18 protein-coding genes are annotated in these 16186 nt (G+C 45.6%); 13 read left to right on the top strand and 5 right to left on the bottom strand.

Features of this window, described 5'->3' with window-relative positions; genetic code table 11:
* Positions 1-7: 7 nt before the first annotated feature.
* From PTQ21_RS00615 to PTQ21_RS00565, 11 genes are all read left to right on the top strand, one after another.
* Complete coding sequence (locus PTQ21_RS00615; RefSeq protein ID WP_274568517.1) at positions 8-541, top strand: hypothetical protein; 534 nt, start codon at positions 8-10, stop codon at positions 539-541.
* A 93-nt stretch (positions 542-634) separates the two neighbouring features.
* Complete coding sequence (locus PTQ21_RS00610) at positions 635-979, top strand: YflT domain-containing protein (RefSeq protein ID WP_064640589.1); 345 nt, start codon at positions 635-637, stop codon at positions 977-979.
* Positions 980-1018: 39 nt separating this feature from the next.
* Positions 1019-1186, top strand: coding sequence for a hypothetical protein (locus PTQ21_RS00605; protein ID WP_176854780.1), 168 nt, complete (start codon positions 1019-1021; stop codon positions 1184-1186).
* A 184-nt stretch (positions 1187-1370) separates the two neighbouring features.
* Positions 1371-2540 (top strand): PP2C family protein-serine/threonine phosphatase, encoded by a 1170-nt coding sequence (locus PTQ21_RS00600; RefSeq protein WP_079697098.1) that lies wholly within the window; start codon positions 1371-1373, stop codon positions 2538-2540.
* Positions 2537-6256: a response regulator gene (locus PTQ21_RS00595; RefSeq protein WP_090811397.1), complete on the top strand. Its 3720-nt coding sequence runs from the start codon at positions 2537-2539 to the stop codon at positions 6254-6256. Before PTQ21_RS00600 ends, PTQ21_RS00595 begins: the two co-directional genes overlap by 4 nt.
* A 71-nt stretch (positions 6257-6327) precedes the next feature.
* Entirely contained in the window at positions 6328-7200 is an 873-nt protein-coding gene (locus PTQ21_RS00590) for a CheR family methyltransferase (protein ID WP_063566598.1), read from the top strand.
* A gap of 16 nt (positions 7201-7216) precedes the next feature.
* A complete protein-coding gene (locus tag PTQ21_RS00585; protein WP_063566599.1) occupies positions 7217-8893 on the top strand; it encodes a response regulator in 1677 nt (558 codons plus the stop codon).
* An 86-nt stretch (positions 8894-8979) separates the two neighbouring features.
* Entirely contained in the window at positions 8980-9318 is a 339-nt protein-coding gene (locus PTQ21_RS00580) for an STAS domain-containing protein (protein WP_063566600.1), read from the top strand.
* Between the two features lie 18 nt (positions 9319-9336).
* On the top strand, positions 9337-9789 hold the full coding sequence (gene rsbW / locus PTQ21_RS00575; protein WP_063566601.1) for an anti-sigma B factor RsbW: 453 nt from the start codon (positions 9337-9339) through the stop codon (positions 9787-9789).
* Complete coding sequence (locus PTQ21_RS00570) at positions 9786-10559, top strand: sigma-70 family RNA polymerase sigma factor (protein ID WP_024631358.1); 774 nt, start codon at positions 9786-9788, stop codon at positions 10557-10559. Before rsbW ends, PTQ21_RS00570 begins: the two co-directional genes overlap by 4 nt.
* A 129-nt stretch (positions 10560-10688) precedes the next feature.
* Complete coding sequence (locus PTQ21_RS00565) at positions 10689-11717, top strand: magnesium transporter CorA family protein (protein ID WP_240321509.1); 1029 nt, start codon at positions 10689-10691, stop codon at positions 11715-11717.
* Between the two features lie 25 nt (positions 11718-11742).
* On the opposite strand, the gene PTQ21_RS00560 is transcribed toward PTQ21_RS00565, so the two are convergent.
* The 4 genes from PTQ21_RS00560 to PTQ21_RS00545 form a co-directional block, all read right to left on the bottom strand.
* Positions 11743-12108: a DUF5665 domain-containing protein gene (locus PTQ21_RS00560; protein ID WP_082935221.1), complete on the bottom strand. Its 366-nt coding sequence runs from the start codon at positions 12106-12108 to the stop codon at positions 11743-11745.
* Positions 12109-12189: 81 nt separating this feature from the next.
* On the bottom strand, positions 12190-12597 hold the full coding sequence (locus PTQ21_RS00555; RefSeq protein WP_063566603.1) for a YtxH domain-containing protein: 408 nt from the start codon (positions 12595-12597) through the stop codon (positions 12190-12192).
* Between the two features lie 65 nt (positions 12598-12662).
* Positions 12663-12920: a GlsB/YeaQ/YmgE family stress response membrane protein gene (locus PTQ21_RS00550; protein ID WP_063566604.1), complete on the bottom strand. Its 258-nt coding sequence runs from the start codon at positions 12918-12920 to the stop codon at positions 12663-12665.
* 134 nt (positions 12921-13054) lie between these two features.
* A complete protein-coding gene (locus tag PTQ21_RS00545) occupies positions 13055-13750 on the bottom strand; it encodes a phosphatase PAP2 family protein (protein ID WP_274568514.1) in 696 nt (231 codons plus the stop codon).
* A 179-nt stretch (positions 13751-13929) separates the two neighbouring features.
* Here PTQ21_RS00545 and PTQ21_RS00540 point away from each other — a divergent pair, with 179 nt between their 5' ends.
* A complete protein-coding gene (locus tag PTQ21_RS00540) occupies positions 13930-14949 on the top strand; it encodes an asparaginase (protein ID WP_274568513.1) in 1020 nt (339 codons plus the stop codon).
* Positions 14950-15092: 143 nt separating this feature from the next.
* Positions 15093-15818, top strand: a complete 726-nt coding sequence (locus PTQ21_RS00535) for a pirin family protein (RefSeq protein ID WP_063566607.1) — start codon at positions 15093-15095, stop codon at positions 15816-15818.
* 122 nt (positions 15819-15940) lie between these two features.
* Here the strand turns inward: PTQ21_RS00535 and PTQ21_RS00530 are convergent, their stop codons facing one another.
* Complete coding sequence (locus PTQ21_RS00530) at positions 15941-16165, bottom strand: DUF1128 domain-containing protein (RefSeq protein WP_063566608.1); 225 nt, start codon at positions 16163-16165, stop codon at positions 15941-15943.
* Positions 16166-16186 lie beyond the last annotated feature (21 nt).

Genomic DNA, 16186 nt, shown 5'->3' with positions numbered 1-16186 from the left:
GAGAATCATGATGAAACTACTGCTTGTTATGTTTAGCGTAATTTCTCCCTTTTCCGTTCAACCGGCAGCGGTACCCGCTGCTCATGATATGCAATGGACGGTAGTGAAAGAGGAGACACCAGAGATCATTCTGGCTGCTGATCGATCCGGACCTGTCCAGCACTTTCGGACTCTGAATGACATTTCTCTGGATGACAGCGTGAATGATATATTAGCCAATAAAGGCAAACCGGTTCATAAGGAACTTGATCCATACCTGGGTTGCCCTGAGTATCAATTCAAAGATGTAACGGTTGGGCTCTGCGAAGATACAGGAGTGGTCAATTATGTGCATATTGATGCTTCCGAGAAACGTCTGAAGCTTAATCAGGAATGGATTGATATGAATATTGAGGCCATTCGAGATGTTTTGGGCAAGCCGTATTATGTAGCAGAGGATGGAGAAGTATTTCTTCGAGGAAGTCAGGCGCTGAAGGTATATATGAAGCCAGGCTCCAATCATATTGAAGGAATAGACCTCTTTGATGAATCGGTTTCCTAGGATTGGTTAATCCAGAAACGTTTCAACCCGATATCGTATGGTTATATACTAAGTAGCTCGATAAAGAAGAACAATCAGAGGAGAGTGGAAACGATGAATTCAACCAATGCGCAAGCTTATGCAAAAGTGGTAGAAAACGGAGTCCAAGCGGTAGAAGCGGTGAAAGAATTGCAGATTACCGGATACCTTGCTGATCATATCTTCGTTCTAGCCCATGAAAAGGATCGTACAGATCGGATTGCCGATACGGCAGATGCCAAAGAGATTGGCATCAAGGAAGAAGGCGTATTTGATTCCTTGGCGAATCTGTTCCGCTCCCGCGGTGATGAACTCCGGGCCAAAATTGTTTCGATGGGCTTCACCGAAGCTGAGGCAGATTTTTACGAGAGTGAACTCGATAAAGGCAAAGTACTTGTGATTGCCAAAAAGAAAGAATAGCTTAGCCGATACAAACACGTAAGCTGGAGCCTTCTGAGAATGGACAAGCTTCAGAATCAAGTATTTTGCATCATTCAAAAGAGCTTTCAAGTTGATGACGCAGAATGCTTAACCAAAAACATAGATAAGGAATGGGGATATCCCCATTCCTTATCTATGTTTTTGCAAGTTTGGAAGCGGGATCAGGACGCAGCAAAAACAGGGTAACAAGCGGGTGAATTCTCCTGCGATGGTGCCATTTACTGATAGAAGTTTTTTGATAATACGATTATAGTTATACTAGGAATTATTATGTCTACCGCTGTGTTGTATGCGAAATTTGTATAATTAAGGTTGTTAGATGACCTGATAAGAATCGACAAACCCGGACGCCACAGATAAGGAGATAGAAATGAGAATACTTATTGTTGACGACAATCCGACGAATGTCATTATCATTCGAGAAATTCTGAAAAAAGAAAACTATCGTGACATTGTAACGGCAAGTTCTGCCATGGAGATGTTTGAAGTCCTTGGGATAGGTGGGGAAAACAATGAACTTCGTCCCAAGCCGTCGGATATTGACCTGATTTTGCTAGATATGATGATGCCAGAGATGGATGGAATCGAAGCATGCAGTATTGTGCAGAAATTTGAAAATCTCAAGGATATACCCATTATTATGGTAACCGCGATCGGAGATTCCAAGAAATTGGCCGAGGCGCTGGATGCAGGTGCATCCGATTATGTGACCAAACCTATTAACAAAGTCGAACTGATGGCTAGAATCCGTCTTGCGCTTCGTCTGAAACAAGAGAAGGATTGGCATAAAGAGCGGGATCAGCGGATTCAGGATGAACTGAAACTTGCGGCTATGGTACAGAATGCTGTGTTAAGCCCTGCTATTGAAGATCCATTGTTCCACGTTAATGCAATTTACAAACCTTCGTTTGAACTTGCGGGTGATCTGTATTCGTGGTATCCGCTTGGTGAAGGCAGATATGGAGTCCTATTGCTTGATATGATGGGGCATGGGATATCTTCATCCCTATTTACCATGTTCATTGCTTCCGTGCTGAAAGACACCGTTACAACGTATGTAGACCCGGAGAAGGTTATTCAGGAGCTGAATCGTCGCTTTAATCAGTTGCATCTGGAAAAACAGCTGGTGCAGTACTATTTTACAGCGATATATCTGGTCGTAGATACACGAATGAAGCGAATTGATTATGTTAACGCGGGTCACCCGCCAGCACTCTTTTTCCGCCAGGACGGAAGTGTGACAACGCTTGACAGCGTCTGCTGTCCTGTAGGCCTGTTCGACAAGATGGATATTGAACCACAGACCATTCACTATGAAGGCGAGGGGCATATCGCCCTTTATACGGATGGTTTGACTGAAGCCGTCCAGGGTGATCAGGAAATGCAGCAGGCATTTTTGAAGGAAAAACTGGCGGGTTCCCATCAGTGGGATGAAGCGGCCATGCAGGCGTTGTTCTTCGATGATGAGATTCCGCAGGAGCGGGATGATGATAAATGTTTGGTATGGATTACCTTAAATAAAGGGGTCGAAGCTGAATGAAGATCAGAAATAAACTGCTGATTGGCTTTACAGCTCTGATGGCCATTATGATTGTGCTTACGTTTGTGAGTTACGAACGGCTGAACAGCAGCAATAAACAGATCGATCAGATGTATCAGGAGCGATACCTCAAAGTCAGATATACTTCTGCTGCACGTGGAGAGGTCAATGATATAGCCAAAGTGCTGGCTAACTTGTTGCTGAATCCCAACAATTCGATAAGTGCTGCAGACGGCGATTTGAAGGAGATGCAGAAAAAAGGCGAAGGCTACCTTGAGGAAGTGCGGGATCGGGCGGACAGCGCACCAGAGCATCAACTGGTGGATCGTGTGAATACGGCCTGGGAAGCTTATAATGCTTATGCTGAAAGACAGGTCAGTTTGATGTCTCAGAATCGGGCAGAGGATGCCAATAACTACCGGAACTCAATCGGTTTGGCAGTGCAAAAGGAAGCTGTAGACAGCCTGAATGCCCTATCCCGTTATCAGGACCAGGAGATAGATACCGAGATTAAGGATGCGAACGCAGCCTATATGCGCGCGGTACAAATTACAGTAGCCATCATGATTGCCGGATTACTACTCGCGTTGGGTGTCATTATGTGGGTGCTGCCAAGTATTACACGCGGTCTGAATACCGTGTCCATGATGATTACCAGTTTTGGCAAAGGGCGTTATCGAACCATTCGCCGCATACAGGTGAAGTCTACCGACGAGATTGGTCAGATTGCCAGTGTGTTCAAGGATGTATCCAATGATTTGGAAGAAAAACTGGAAGTCGAGAAAGCTTATTTACAAGCACAGCAAGATCAGAATTGGATGAGTTCGAACATTGCTAGAGTTCCAGAATTGTTGCGGGGTATAGGGTCGATTCGTCAGATCTCGCAGATGTTTATCAGCGAATTTACACCTGTGCTTGGAGCTCAACTAGGTGTCGTATACCTGATCGATGAAGAGAAACATCCAGACGAACTGAGACGTTATGGGGCTTATGCGTTTGAAGAAAATGAAGATGTTGGCAAAGAGGTTTACCGTATCGGCGAGGGGTTAATTGGTCAAGCCGCATTGGATATGACACCAATCATTCTGGAAAAAACTCCAGAGGATTATGTGAACATCGGATCAGCAACGGGATCATCGCGTGCTTCTGGTGTGATGATCTATCCTGTCGTATTTGAGGATGAACTGATTGGCGTTGTCGAATTGGCTTCGTTTGAAGGGTTCACGAATCTGCATACACAGTTGTTCTCACAACTGATTATGAATTTGGGCGTTATTCTTAACAACGTTCGTCGTCGTTTGCGGGTGGAGGAATTGCTGCGTGAATCCCAGGCGCTCACTGAGGAATTGCAGGTGCAATCCGAAGAGCTACAGACACAGCAAGAGGAGCTGCGCCGTTCGAATGAGAATCTGGAAGAACAGACGGGAGCTCTCAAACGTTCTGAAGAGCTGTTACAGCGTCAACAGGAAGAATTGGAGCACTTCAATACTGAGCTGATTGCCAAGACTCGTGCACTGGAAGAACAGGTACGTGAAGTGGAAGAGAAGAACGACGAGATTGAGAAAACCAAAACTCAGTTGGAACAGCAAGCCATGCAATTGTCGATGACGAGTAAGTACAAGTCAGAATTTTTGGCAAATATGTCGCATGAATTGCGCACACCACTTAACAGTCTTCTGATTCTGTCCCAATTGTTATCGGAGAATAAGGATGGAAACCTGAGTGTTAAACAGCAGGAATATGCGCAGACCATCTATATGTCCGGTGCGGACTTGCTGAAAATGATTGATGAAATTTTGGATCTGTCCAAGGTGGATGCAGGCAAAATGGATATCAATTACGAAACGGTGCGAATGGAAGAACTGACCAGCTTTGTTCAACAAAATTTTGGTCCAATGGCGAATAAAAAAGAACTCAACCTGAACATTGAGTTCGACAGCAATTTGCCGGAATGGGTATATACCGACAGCCACCGCGTCAAGCAAATTTTGCGGAATCTGTTGTCGAACGCGTTCAAGTTTACGAACCGTGGATCTGTAAGCCTGATTGGGCGGAAGATGAAAATGGAAGAGCTTCCTGGGTACCTGAATACGAACCAGGAATATGTAGGCTTCACCGTGAAGGATACCGGGATTGGAATTCCATCGGACAAGACGGATCTGATCTTTGAAGCATTCCAGCAGGTGGACGGTACAACCAGCCGCAAATATGGTGGAACGGGTCTGGGATTGTCCATAAGTCGCGAACTTGCCCGCTTGCTTGGAGGAGCTATTCAGGTAGAGTCTTCCGAAGGTGTGGGCAGTAGCTTTACCTTGTTCCTGCCGGATAATCACGAAGAGGAGGTTCAGGTGGACGATGTAGCAAGAGAAGCCGCTGCTACTTCTGAGATTGAAAACTTCGGAAGAGACTCACAGACGATGCGTTCAGGCAGACAGAGCTTGCTGACACCTGATACGGAAAGCATTTCAATTATGGAGCTGCCTCAATCCGACTCCCCTGTACCTGTACAATTGGAGGATGATCAGGAAAACCTCTTGGAAGGTGACAAGATTCTCCTCATCATTGAGGACGATGTGAATTTTGCGCACATTTTGATGGATATGGCGAGAGGCAGAGGATTTAAGGCTATTGTGGCGCTTCAGGGAGACATAGGACTCGAAATGGCCCGTCAATATTTGCCGGATGCGATTATCCTCGATATCCAGTTGCCTGTGATGGATGGCTGGGCGATTCTGGGTGAGTTGAAAAGCAGCTCGGCCACACGTCATATCCCGGTACATGTCATCTCAGTTATTGATGATATGAAACAAGGTTTGATGATGGGAGCCATTGCTTATCTGAAAAAACCTTCCAGTAAAGATTCGCTGGATAAAGCTTTCTCGCATATCGAATCCTATACAGAGAATCAATTGAAACGCCTATTGATTGTGGAAGATGATGAAATACAGCGGAAAGCCATCATTGAACTGATTGGCCACGATGATGTTGCAATCACAGCAGTGTCCACTGGCAGTGAGGCCTTGAATGAATTGCATAGTCAACGCTATGATTGCATGGTTCTGGACTTGATGCTGACAGATATGACCGGATTCGAGCTGCTTGACCAGATTCGGGACGATCAGTACTTGAATGATCTTCCGATCATTATTTATACAGGCAAAGAGCTGGACAGCAAAGAAGAGATGAAGCTTCGCAAATATGCGGAGTCCATTATTATCAAAGACGTGAAGTCACCTGAACGTCTGCTCGATGAGACGACCTTGTTCTTGCACCGGGTAGAAGCTAACCTGCCGGAAGACAAGCGTCGAATTCTGCAGAAGCTGCATAATAAGGAAACCTTGTTTGAAGGCAAGAAAATATTGCTAGTAGATGATGACATCCGTAATGTATTTGCCCTTTCAAGCGTGCTTGAAGGCTATCGCATGGATGTGACATTTGCGGAGAACGGCCGTGAAGCTCTGGAGATTCTGGATAAGAACCCGGAGATTGATCTAGTATTAATGGATATGATGATGCCGGAGATGGACGGTTATGAGGCCATGACACGGATCAGACAGATACCGAAGTTTGAAAAATTGCCAATTATCGCCTTAACCGCAAAAGCCATGAAAGAGGATCGTGGCAAGTGTATCGAGGCTGGAGCGTCCGATTATGTAAAAAAACCGATCCAAACGGATCAATTGTTATCCCTAATGCGGGTATGGCTGTATTCGTAACCCGATAGTTTGGGTAATGAAGGACAATACATCTATTACGCAAGTAACAAATGAAGAAGTGGAGAGAAGATATGACACCGTGGGAACCTACCGAGGCGGAGGCAGAATCGATCCGCATGCCGCAAGATGAAGAGCGTGAACTGATCGAGATCGAGTTGCTATTGGAAGGTATGCACCGTTTATATGGATATGATTTCAGGAACTACGCGTTACCGTCGTTAAGACGTAGAATCTGGCATTATGTACATGCCGAAGGACTAAAGACCATTTCAGGTTTACAGGAAAAAGTGCTTCATGACCGTTCTGCATTTGATCGTTTTGTACAGAATCTGTCCATCCCTGTAACAGAAATGTTTCGTGATCCAACCTTGTTTCGGTTCTTCCGGGAACAGATTATTCCTGTACTGAGGACTTATCCATACATCCGGATATGGCATGCTGGCTGTTCTACAGGAGAGGAAGTCTATTCCATGGCGATTATGTTGCATGAGGAAGGACTATACGACAAGGCAAGAATATACGCAACAGATATGAATGATCGCTCATTGCAGCAGGCCAAGGAAGGCGTATATGGCATTGAGAAAATGAAATTATATACTACAAATTATCTGGAAGCCGGGGGCACCCGCGCATTCTCGGAGTATTACACTGCGAAATATAATTCCGTTATATTTCATCCTTATTTACGGAAAAATATTATTTTTGCCGAACATAATTTGGCGACAGACCGGTCATTTAACGAGTTTAATGTGATTTTTTGCCGCAATGTCATGATTTATTTCAATGATGAATTGCGAAACCATGTGCACGGACTTTTTCATGAAAGTTTGAGCCACTTCGGCATCCTTGTTCTGGGATCTAAAGAATCGATACATTTTACGGAATTCAGCGATGCCTACGAGCCGTTAGACCGGACGGAAAAAATATACCGGAAGATTAAATAGGGGGTTAAGCTTAGTCATGGGGCTCAATGAACCAATCCACATATTATTGGTAGATGACCGCCCCGAGAACCTGCTCGCTCTCGAAGCGGTTCTGGAATCGGAACAGTACAAGCTCGTCAAGGCAACCTCCGGGGAAGAGGCACTTCGCTGTTTGCTGAAAGACGAATTTGCGGTCATTGTGCTGGATGTGCAGATGCCTGGGATGGACGGAATTGAGACAGCAAAGTTAATCAAGGCGCGTGACAAGTCCAAGGACGTGCCGATTATTTTCATCTCTGCAAATAGCAGAGAGGCAGAGCACTTATTTGCAGGTTATTCCGCAGGAGCCATTGATTATATGGTCAAGCCGTTTATCCCTCAAATTTTGAAATCCAAAATCGAGGGCTTTGTAGAAATGTTTATCACGAATAAACGTTTGAAAACACAGACGATGCTGCTGCATCAGAAGACGCAGGAACTGGAGAAAATGAACCAGCAGCTCGTTCAGGCCAAAGAGGAAGCGGAAATTGCTGCAAATGCGAAGACCGAGTTCCTTGCCATGATGAGTCATGAGATTCGTACCCCGATGAACGGCGTTATCGGTATGGTTGATCTGTTGATGGAAACGGATCTGAAGGAAGATCAGAAGGAATATGCGGACATTGTACGTCGCAGTGCCGATGCACTTGTTACGGTGATTAACGATATCCTTGATTTCACCAAGATGGAATCCGGCAAAATGGAGCTGGAAGAGCATCCGTTCGAACTTGTTTCCTGTATTCGTGAAGTACTGAGACTCTTCGCGGTTGAAGCTGGCAAAAAGAATATTGAGCTGGAATATTTCCTGGAAGATTCGGTACCCGAACTGATCTATGGAGATATGGCAAGGCTGCGCCAGGTTTTGTTGAATCTGATTGCCAATGCCATCAAGTTCACGGACCATGGCGGCGTGTATCTGATCGTATCCGTTAATGAGGAAAAAGACGGGCGAATGACGCTGGAGTTTGCTGTAAAAGATACAGGAATAGGCATAGCGCCAGACAAAGTTGATCGTCTGTTCCAGCCGTTTTCCCAACTGGATACATCCATGACGCGTAAGTATGGTGGAACGGGTTTGGGGCTGGCTATATGCAAAACGCTCGTTGAAATGATGGGTGGAAAGATATATCTGGATACGTCGGAGCTGCGTGGTGCTACGTTTGTATTTACCATTCAAGCGCAGCGGTATGTCGAGACTGAGCTGACCACAGGTATGGGGGAAGATCAGCTTACGGACATTAAAAAAAATTATGAAATGCATCCAAGCGTATTAATCGTCGATGATCATCCTATTAATCAGAAACTAATGTCTATTATGCTGGGCAAGCTTGGACTCGTCGCAGATATCGCCGAAGATGGCAAGAAGGCGCTGGAGATGGTTTTAGCGAACCGCAATTATGATTATATATTTATGGATTTGCAAATGCCCGTGATGGATGGATTGGAGTGTACTCGCAGAATTCGTGAGAGCCTTCCTCAAGACCAGCAGCCGGTTATAGTAGCGATGACCGCCAATGTCATGGATGGTATTCAGCAGCGATGTTCCACTGTAGGTATGGACGATTACATCAGTAAACCTGTGAAAATGGGCAATGTGAAACAGAAGTTGTCCCGATTTCAGGAAGAAAGACAAGGGTTCAAATCCAACGCATCGGCCATAAATCAGGCGAATTGAAATATTTGCTAATTCGATTACTGTTTCATATGTGCTGTAGATGGGTTATTAGGTAAAGAAACCATTGATCAGGAGAGAGATGTCTAATGAATACAAATAAAAATGAAAAATTCAATGCAAGAACAGAAACACTTGATGGCGTGTGCACGGTGTATCTGACTGGCGAACTGGATTTGTCGGTTGCTCCTGAATTCCGTTTAGTGATGGAGCCGCTTGTGGACAACAAGGAACAAGATTTGATTATTAACATGCAAGACTTGAAGTACATCGATAGTACAGGGATTGGTATCCTGTTATCTGTTCTGAAAGCACGGCATGGAATGGAAGCTCGCTTTGAAGTACAGGAAGTTCCTGCGCAAATTCAGAAACTTTTTGATATGACGGGTATTGCCAAATTCTTTGTCTCACAGAAGAATTCCCAATAGGAAAGGATCGAAAAAGGAATGAATGCAGAAGTTCAAAGAGTCACCCTTAATTTACCGGCGACAGCTGATTACGTTGATATTGTAAGACTCAATCTTTATGGTGTTGCGTCCAAAATGGGATTTTCTTATGAGGACATTGAGGATATGAAGGTTGCTGTATCCGAGGCCTGTAATAACTCTGTACTGTATGCTTACTCACACGAAGGCGGCATGGTTGAGGTTGTGTTCGAAGTGGATAATGACACGCTGGCTATTACCGTCAAAGATGAAGGAGCCAGCTTCGAGAACATTAACCCGGCGGTATCCCGTGCAGGCCTTCATGACAAAGAACTGACGGATGCCCAAATCGGTGGACTTGGATTTTACCTGATGCAAGCTCTGATGGACGATGTCAGTGTGGAAAGTGAGACGGGCAAAGGTACGAAAGTAGTACTCGTAAAACGTCTTGCAAGAAGTGAGGAGAAAGTATGAATGAAAAAGTGACTCCCCCAGAGTCCATGTCTGAAGCAATAGGTTTGATCTGGGAATACCAGCAAACCCAGGATAACGAAATTGCAACAGTTCTTATCCGCAAATATGAACCGATGGTGAAGATGGCAGCAGGTAAAATTGCGCGGAACCGACCCGATCTGTACGAGGATTTGTATCAGACCGGGCAGATGGCCCTAATTCGTTTGCTCAAGCAATACGATATTAATCTGGGTATTCCGTTTGAACCTTATGCCATGAAGAGCATGATCGGTCATATGAAGAATTATTTAAGGGACAAGTCCTGGTATATTCAGGTGCCCCGTAGAATTAAGGAAAAGGGAGCACTTGTCCAGCATGCCATTGATGAATTGACAGTGAAGCTGGAGCGTTCACCAGGTGTGAACGAGATTGCTGAATACCTGGATTTAACCCCTGAGGAAACCATCGAAGTCTTGGCTGGTCGGGAATGTTACCACTATGTGTCACTGGATTCTCCGCTATCACAGGATGAGAGTGCAGCCACTTTGGGCGAACTAATCAGTTCTGATGTGAATGACTTCGATTCGGTTGAGAAGCGGATGGACTTGCAGCAGGCATTGGGACAATTGAAGGAACAGGAACAAAAAGTGCTTATTTTGGCATTTCAGGATGGTCAGTCGCAGCGGGCAATTGCCCAGAAATTGGGAGTATCCCAAATGAGTGTATCTCGTATCCAAAAGCGAGCCACTGAGAAATTAAAACAGATTATGTCGAATGCTTCATTATTATGAAATGTAGATCGGTGACGATATTGAGCACGGCATAGAGAAGGACACGTGATTCCAATGGAATGCATACGTGTCCTTTTTTTGGGATCAATGATTTTCTAATGAACAGTATGAATGCAGGAGTGGATGTTTGTGATTGTGGATAAAGTCAAGCTGGAAGCGCGTCGGGACAAGCTTACCTACTCAGACCATTGGGAGTGGTGGGATTGGGTTGCACCTGATCAGGAGAGTATGGCTGATGCCTTGGAGGAACTGACGAACGCATTTCCAGAAATGCAGTACTGGCTTCGCAAAATACCGGAGGTAGAGTCCAACTACCTGTCCGTCCGCTTCATGAACGGCACGGAGCCCGTGATATTCGGGTCATTATTATATGCGGTCAAGAATGAAAGAAACGATCCACGTAAAGATAATCAGATGTTTTTCTATGTGGATCAAGAAAGACTGGTTACCTTGAATGTAGATGATAATACCAGAGGTATTATGAATACAGGTGAACGTGCAGCCATGTTACAACAGTGCAGTGAAGCAAGGGACGGCATGTTTGTGCTCTTTCGCGCGATATTGCATTATTACCATGTGGGTATGGACCATTTTGAGATGAACCTGAGGGATTTGGAGCGGACGATGGAATCCCGCAATGCACGCACGTTGATGGATCAGATTCTTGCGGCTAGATTTGAGCTGCTGTATTGGAGTAACCTGTTCATTCCGTATTCCGAATTGATGGCTGCTGCCAGGGAAGCCTACCTGGATGAATTGAAAGAGAATCGCTTTTTCCAGCAGCTCCAGCACCGGATCGAACGGATGGAGCGTTTGTTCAAACATTATGAGACAGAGATTGATACATTGATCTCCATCGATAATGCCATTTCAGGGGTGCGGGGCAATGAGATTATGAAGACACTGACCCTTGTAACCTCGGTATTCACGCCCGCAACGGCTGCAGGAGCCATATGGGGAATGAACTTCGAGAATCTGCCTTGGATCGACAAAACATGGGGTGTTGTACTCGTCCTTGCGCTTATAATCATTAGTATGATCGGCATGTATGTATGGATGATGATGAAGGGCTGGACAGGGGATCTGCTCAAAGTGAAGTCTTCCCAGCCGTCGGCCAAAGAAACAGAGAAGCATGCCAATGGCAAACGAAGGCGATGACTTTGTCAGCCTCACCCTGTGCCTTTTATTTTTTATAATCTTCAATGTATCCCAGTAAGTCAGCAATATATTGTCCTACAATTGGCATGTTCACGAATTGACTGAGAATAAAAGCGAGCAGACCAAGAACGACGAAGGTCCCTACCGTCAAACCCAAACCACGTGCCATACCAGCGGTGAAGTTGGTAATGATACGTTTTTTGGGACTGCTGTAGTTTTCGATAATATCCTTGATTTGAGATTTTTCCAAACTGTCTGCAATCTGATCCAGACGAGTATTCAGACGTTTGACCTCATGTCGCAATTCAAAAGGGTGTTCTGTTGTATCATACTGTTGTGCGGGTTTTCCTCCGGTTATGGGCGTATTGCCGTTCATTGTGACTTTACTCATGTTCTTCCTCCTTTAATCTCGCCGTGGATAAAAAATAGCCAGCTGGAATACAGCTGGCTATTGGTCACTCGATCCAAAGCCTTACAGGCTGGTCGAGTTCAATTCTTTACGTGCATCTTCCTTCGCTTCTACAGAAGCGGTAGCCACTTCGTCCGACGCTTTGGATGCTTCATTCGCTACATCAGCGGAAGCTTTTCTTACGGAGTCCATAACGTCATTACGGCCTTGGTTTACCGTTTTTGCAATATCAGAAGTTTTGGAAGAGACCGTTTTAGCCAGTTCGGAAGCTTTATCACCGACAACCGCTGCAACTTCTTTTGTGCGATCTGTAACGATCCCCACTTTCTCGGAAAGGTCATCACGCAATTCGCGTCCTGGTTTAGGGGCAAAGAGTAGTGCTGCTGCTGCTCCCAGCAAACCTCCGATGAAAATACCTTTGGCGAAAGTGGAACCGCTTTGTACAGGATATTGTTCTTCTGCTTTATTCATGTCAAATCACTCCTTCTTCAAATTTAAGAAACGAATACGAAACAACGAACACCTTGTTGCACCGATCAGGCAGCCTGTCTGAACAGTCTGGACACAAGCCCCAGCAAAAAGACAAAGACTGCTGTTCCAATGATAGCAGGAATTACGGCAAAGTTACCGATGACCGGTCCCCAGTTACCAAGCAAGAGTGCTCCCAGCCAGGCTCCGGCAAATCCGGCAACCATTGCACCAATAATTCCTCCAGGCATGTTATGACCGGCAAGTGCATCACCGATTACACCGATAATGACTGCCATCACAATGCTGATAATAATACCCCACATAACAACCGCCTCCTTTGTACTTGATGTAGGATGGTGTCTGTTCGCGTTTGCTTACTTCGTATATAAACGCCGTGCTTCCAGGTGAAACAATCAATGTAGGGAGATCTATACTGGAAATTATAGGATAGTACAATTCAGACGGAACGTTGAATCCCTTTAATCATACAGAAGATCCAAGCCAGTCCTGCAGCAAATCCGGTGAAAACGTCGGTTGGAAAATGTACACCCAGCATGATGCGGCTGAGGCCGACCAGAAATATAAATGTGATTCCGCAAATGACAGGCAGTGCAACTCCAGACATACGTTGATGTCGTTCAATCGTCCAGATGACAAAGAGCATGCCATAAAACCCCATCGAGATCATCGCATGACCACTTGGAAAACTATATCCATGAACAACCAGCAGATGTTCCAGCTCAGGTCTACTACGCCTGAATATTTCCTTCAATAAGGTGTTGAGAATCCACATCATGGCAAAACTGCTGAGTAACGCATAACCATATATGAGGAAACGGGGACGACGCTGCCACAAGAAAAGAATTGAAAAACCGATAGCTGCGATGGCAGAAAGTCTGAAAGAACCGAGCGCAGTAATGAATGAAATGAAAGGCAACAGATGAAGACGTGAATCTGAGTTCAGATAAAATAACTGCTGGATCCTGTCATCCAATGAAAGGATAACATCGTTACCCAGCAACGCTCCCAGAGCCGCCAGCAAGAAGACGACCGAAACGCTGGCTATAATTCCGACACCAGCCCAGTTGAGCAGTGGACGTACTGAAGTTTTGCGAGCTAACCCGGAAGTGGGTAATTGCGTTTTGCGCAGCATAAATAAGTATCTCCTTCAGTAATGGTAGTAGGTAGATAAAGATTGATAAAGGATTACCCCAAATGTCTGTCGAAAAAACTGTAAAAACGTCGCTTTTGTACTATACTATTTAAGATATCCCATGCGGCGTCGTGACGCAAAGCAGAGATGAATTCGGGAGTATAAAGGAGAGAACTCGCATGGAGAGTGCCCTGTTAATTAAAGAATACCGTGCGGGCGTTATGGAATGCGCCCATTACGGACACATAAGCATTACGGATGAGAACGGCAATGTTGTATATTCAGCCGGAGATCCGCATTTTAGAGCGTTTACCCGTTCATCTGCCAAGCCCTTTCAGGCCATTCCGGGAATTCGTGCTGGTATTGCTGGGCATTACGGTCTGACAGCTCAGGAGATTGCCATTATGTCTTCCTCACACCGTTCGGAGCCGATGCATATTCAGGTGTTGGAGCAGATAGAAAGCAAAATAGGGTTGGGTGAAGAGTGCTTGATTTGCGCACCGAGTTACCCCCTCAATGAAGAAAGCCGAAATCAATGGCTACGATCTCAAGGAGAGAAGCGTCGTATTCTCCACAACTGCTCCGGTAAACATCTGGGCGTTCTCGCATACACTCAGATGAAACAGGCCGATTTGGGAAGTTATGCAGAACCAGAACATCCGGTACAGCGTGAAATTCTGGAGACCATGGCCTATATGGCAGGGATTGAACAGCAAGAGATTAAACTTGGGACGGATGGCTGCGGCTTTCCGGTATTTTCGTTGCCATTGTCGGCATTGTCGAACGCATATCTGAAGCTGGCTTGCCCGGATCTGATCGAGGACCTGTCTACACGTTCCGCGGTAGAGACCATTACTGGAGCCATGAACGAATATCCGTTAATGGTAGGAGGAACGCAGCGTGTGGATTCCGTGCTGCTGGAAGACAGCAACATTGTAGCTAAAGGTGGCTTCAAGGGTGTATTTGGTTTTGCCCTGAAAAAGGAACGCCTCGGAATTACGTTCAAAGTGCTTGATGGTTCGGAAGAAGAATGGGCCTATATTGCCCAATCCATTCTGGAGCAGATTGGCTACAGCAATCGGAAAACCATCGAACGACTGGCAGAAGTATATCCACCTGACATTCGGAACGACGCAGGTAAAGTCGTAGGGCGGGCAGAGAGCGAATTCAAGCTTCACTCACCTGAAGAAAGCGTATAACCATATGCAAGGGGCGTGATTAGAATTCCCGGACCACGGGTAAAGATGACATACCAACTCGTATTGATCTATAGAATTCTAAATATACACGCAAGAACTGCTGCGAAAGTGCGGCAGCTCTAAACCCTTGGAGGTGGATGAACATGATTAAAGTAGTGACATCGGAAGAAAGGCACACGTCGGATCGAGGTTGGATACACAGTGAATTCAGCTTTTCCTTTGCGGACTATGATGATCCAAGCAATGCCCATTTTGGCTGTCTTTTGGCTCATAATGACAACACACTGATGCCGCAGGAAGGCTTTAAGCGACATCCACATCATGACTTGGAGATTGTTAGTTATGTCATATCAGGTACGTTGAAACATACGGATAGCATGGGAACGGAGCAATTGTTGGAACCGGGAACAGTTCAGGTCATGAGTGCGGGCACTGGCGTAGAGCATTCAGAGACTAACCCGTCAGAGGATGAACCGGTACGCTTTCTACAGATGTGGTTCCTGCCATCCCAGCGCATGTTGAAGCCCTCGTATACTAATCGTCGTGTAGAGGCTCAGGAGCATCTGAACCGTCTTTGTCCGATTGTATCGGGGCAAGGGGGAGAAGGAGCCGAGGGAGCATTGCCTATTTCACAGGATGTAACTTGTTATCTATCCCATCTGGAATCCGGTCAAAAATTAATGTACCCTCAACATGAAGATAGGCGTACACATCTCTTCCTGATTAGTGGCCATATCGAGATTGTATGTTCAGACGGCAATTTCAATCTCAAGCCGGGTGATGCTGCACGAATCCGCAAAAGCTGTGATCTGCAAATTACAGGTACAGGCAGCGAGACGGCTGAATTTGTATTGGTGGATTTGCCTTGACGAAAAAAACAAACGCAAGAGGACCTGTCTCCACTGTGATGTGGAGAACAGGTCCTTTTTGTACGGCTTGTTGTAGCTGCCTTCGTAAAAGAGTCTCTCAAAGTTTGGTGGGCGATACCGCCCTAGGATTTGCGGAGATTACCCAGTTCGGAAGCGACAGCTTCCACTTCAGAGATACTCAGATGTTCCTTGCTTAGGACCATTTCATACAGGTCAAACAAATCTTCATACTTCGCAAGTGGGAAAGACGAAGCCTGCATGGCAGCTCCACTGGCCATCCGCAACTTCGTTTTGATTGCTTCAATCATATATTCCATGTTGGCTGCGCTTGCTTGCGTTAAATCCATCGTTATGTCCATCCCTTCCGT

Source organism: Paenibacillus marchantiae (assembly GCF_028771845.1).
Lineage (GTDB): Bacteria > Bacillota > Bacilli > Paenibacillales > Paenibacillaceae > Paenibacillus > Paenibacillus marchantiae.
The sequence above is the reverse complement of the archived record's forward strand: the minus strand, read 5'-3'. Positions and strand labels throughout refer to the sequence as shown.

Bases quoted from the DNA above. Each gene is read 5' to 3' on its own strand.
- PTQ21_RS00600 (WP_079697098.1), top strand. From the start codon at position 1,371: ATGAGAATACTTATTGTTGACGACAATCCGACGAATGTCATTATCATT.
- PTQ21_RS00570 (WP_024631358.1), top strand. From the start codon at position 9,786: ATGAATGAAAAAGTGACTCCCCCAGAGTCCATGTCTGAAGCAATAGGT.
- PTQ21_RS00615 (WP_274568517.1), top strand. From the start codon at position 8: ATGATGAAACTACTGCTTGTTATGTTTAGCGTAATTTCTCCCTTTTCC.
- PTQ21_RS00590 (WP_063566598.1), top strand. From the start codon at position 6,328: ATGACACCGTGGGAACCTACCGAGGCGGAGGCAGAATCGATCCGCATG.
- PTQ21_RS00535 (WP_063566607.1), top strand. From the start codon at position 15,093: ATGATTAAAGTAGTGACATCGGAAGAAAGGCACACGTCGGATCGAGGT.
- PTQ21_RS00610 (WP_064640589.1), top strand. From the start codon at position 635: ATGAATTCAACCAATGCGCAAGCTTATGCAAAAGTGGTAGAAAACGGA.
- PTQ21_RS00545 (WP_274568514.1), bottom strand. From the start codon at position 13,750: ATGCTGCGCAAAACGCAATTACCCACTTCCGGGTTAGCTCGCAAAACT.
- PTQ21_RS00605 (WP_176854780.1), top strand. From the start codon at position 1,019: ATGGACAAGCTTCAGAATCAAGTATTTTGCATCATTCAAAAGAGCTTT.
- PTQ21_RS00555 (WP_063566603.1), bottom strand. From the start codon at position 12,597: ATGAATAAAGCAGAAGAACAATATCCTGTACAAAGCGGTTCCACTTTC.
- PTQ21_RS00530 (WP_063566608.1), bottom strand. From the start codon at position 16,165: ATGGATTTAACGCAAGCAAGCGCAGCCAACATGGAATATATGATTGAA.
- PTQ21_RS00550 (WP_063566604.1), bottom strand. From the start codon at position 12,920: ATGTGGGGTATTATTATCAGCATTGTGATGGCAGTCATTATCGGTGTA.
- PTQ21_RS00560 (WP_082935221.1), bottom strand. From the start codon at position 12,108: ATGAGTAAAGTCACAATGAACGGCAATACGCCCATAACCGGAGGAAAA.
- PTQ21_RS00540 (WP_274568513.1), top strand. From the start codon at position 13,930: ATGGAGAGTGCCCTGTTAATTAAAGAATACCGTGCGGGCGTTATGGAA.
- rsbW (WP_063566601.1), top strand. From the start codon at position 9,337: ATGAATGCAGAAGTTCAAAGAGTCACCCTTAATTTACCGGCGACAGCT.
- PTQ21_RS00580 (WP_063566600.1), top strand. From the start codon at position 8,980: ATGAATACAAATAAAAATGAAAAATTCAATGCAAGAACAGAAACACTT.
- PTQ21_RS00585 (WP_063566599.1), top strand. From the start codon at position 7,217: ATGGGGCTCAATGAACCAATCCACATATTATTGGTAGATGACCGCCCC.
- PTQ21_RS00595 (WP_090811397.1), top strand. From the start codon at position 2,537: ATGAAGATCAGAAATAAACTGCTGATTGGCTTTACAGCTCTGATGGCC.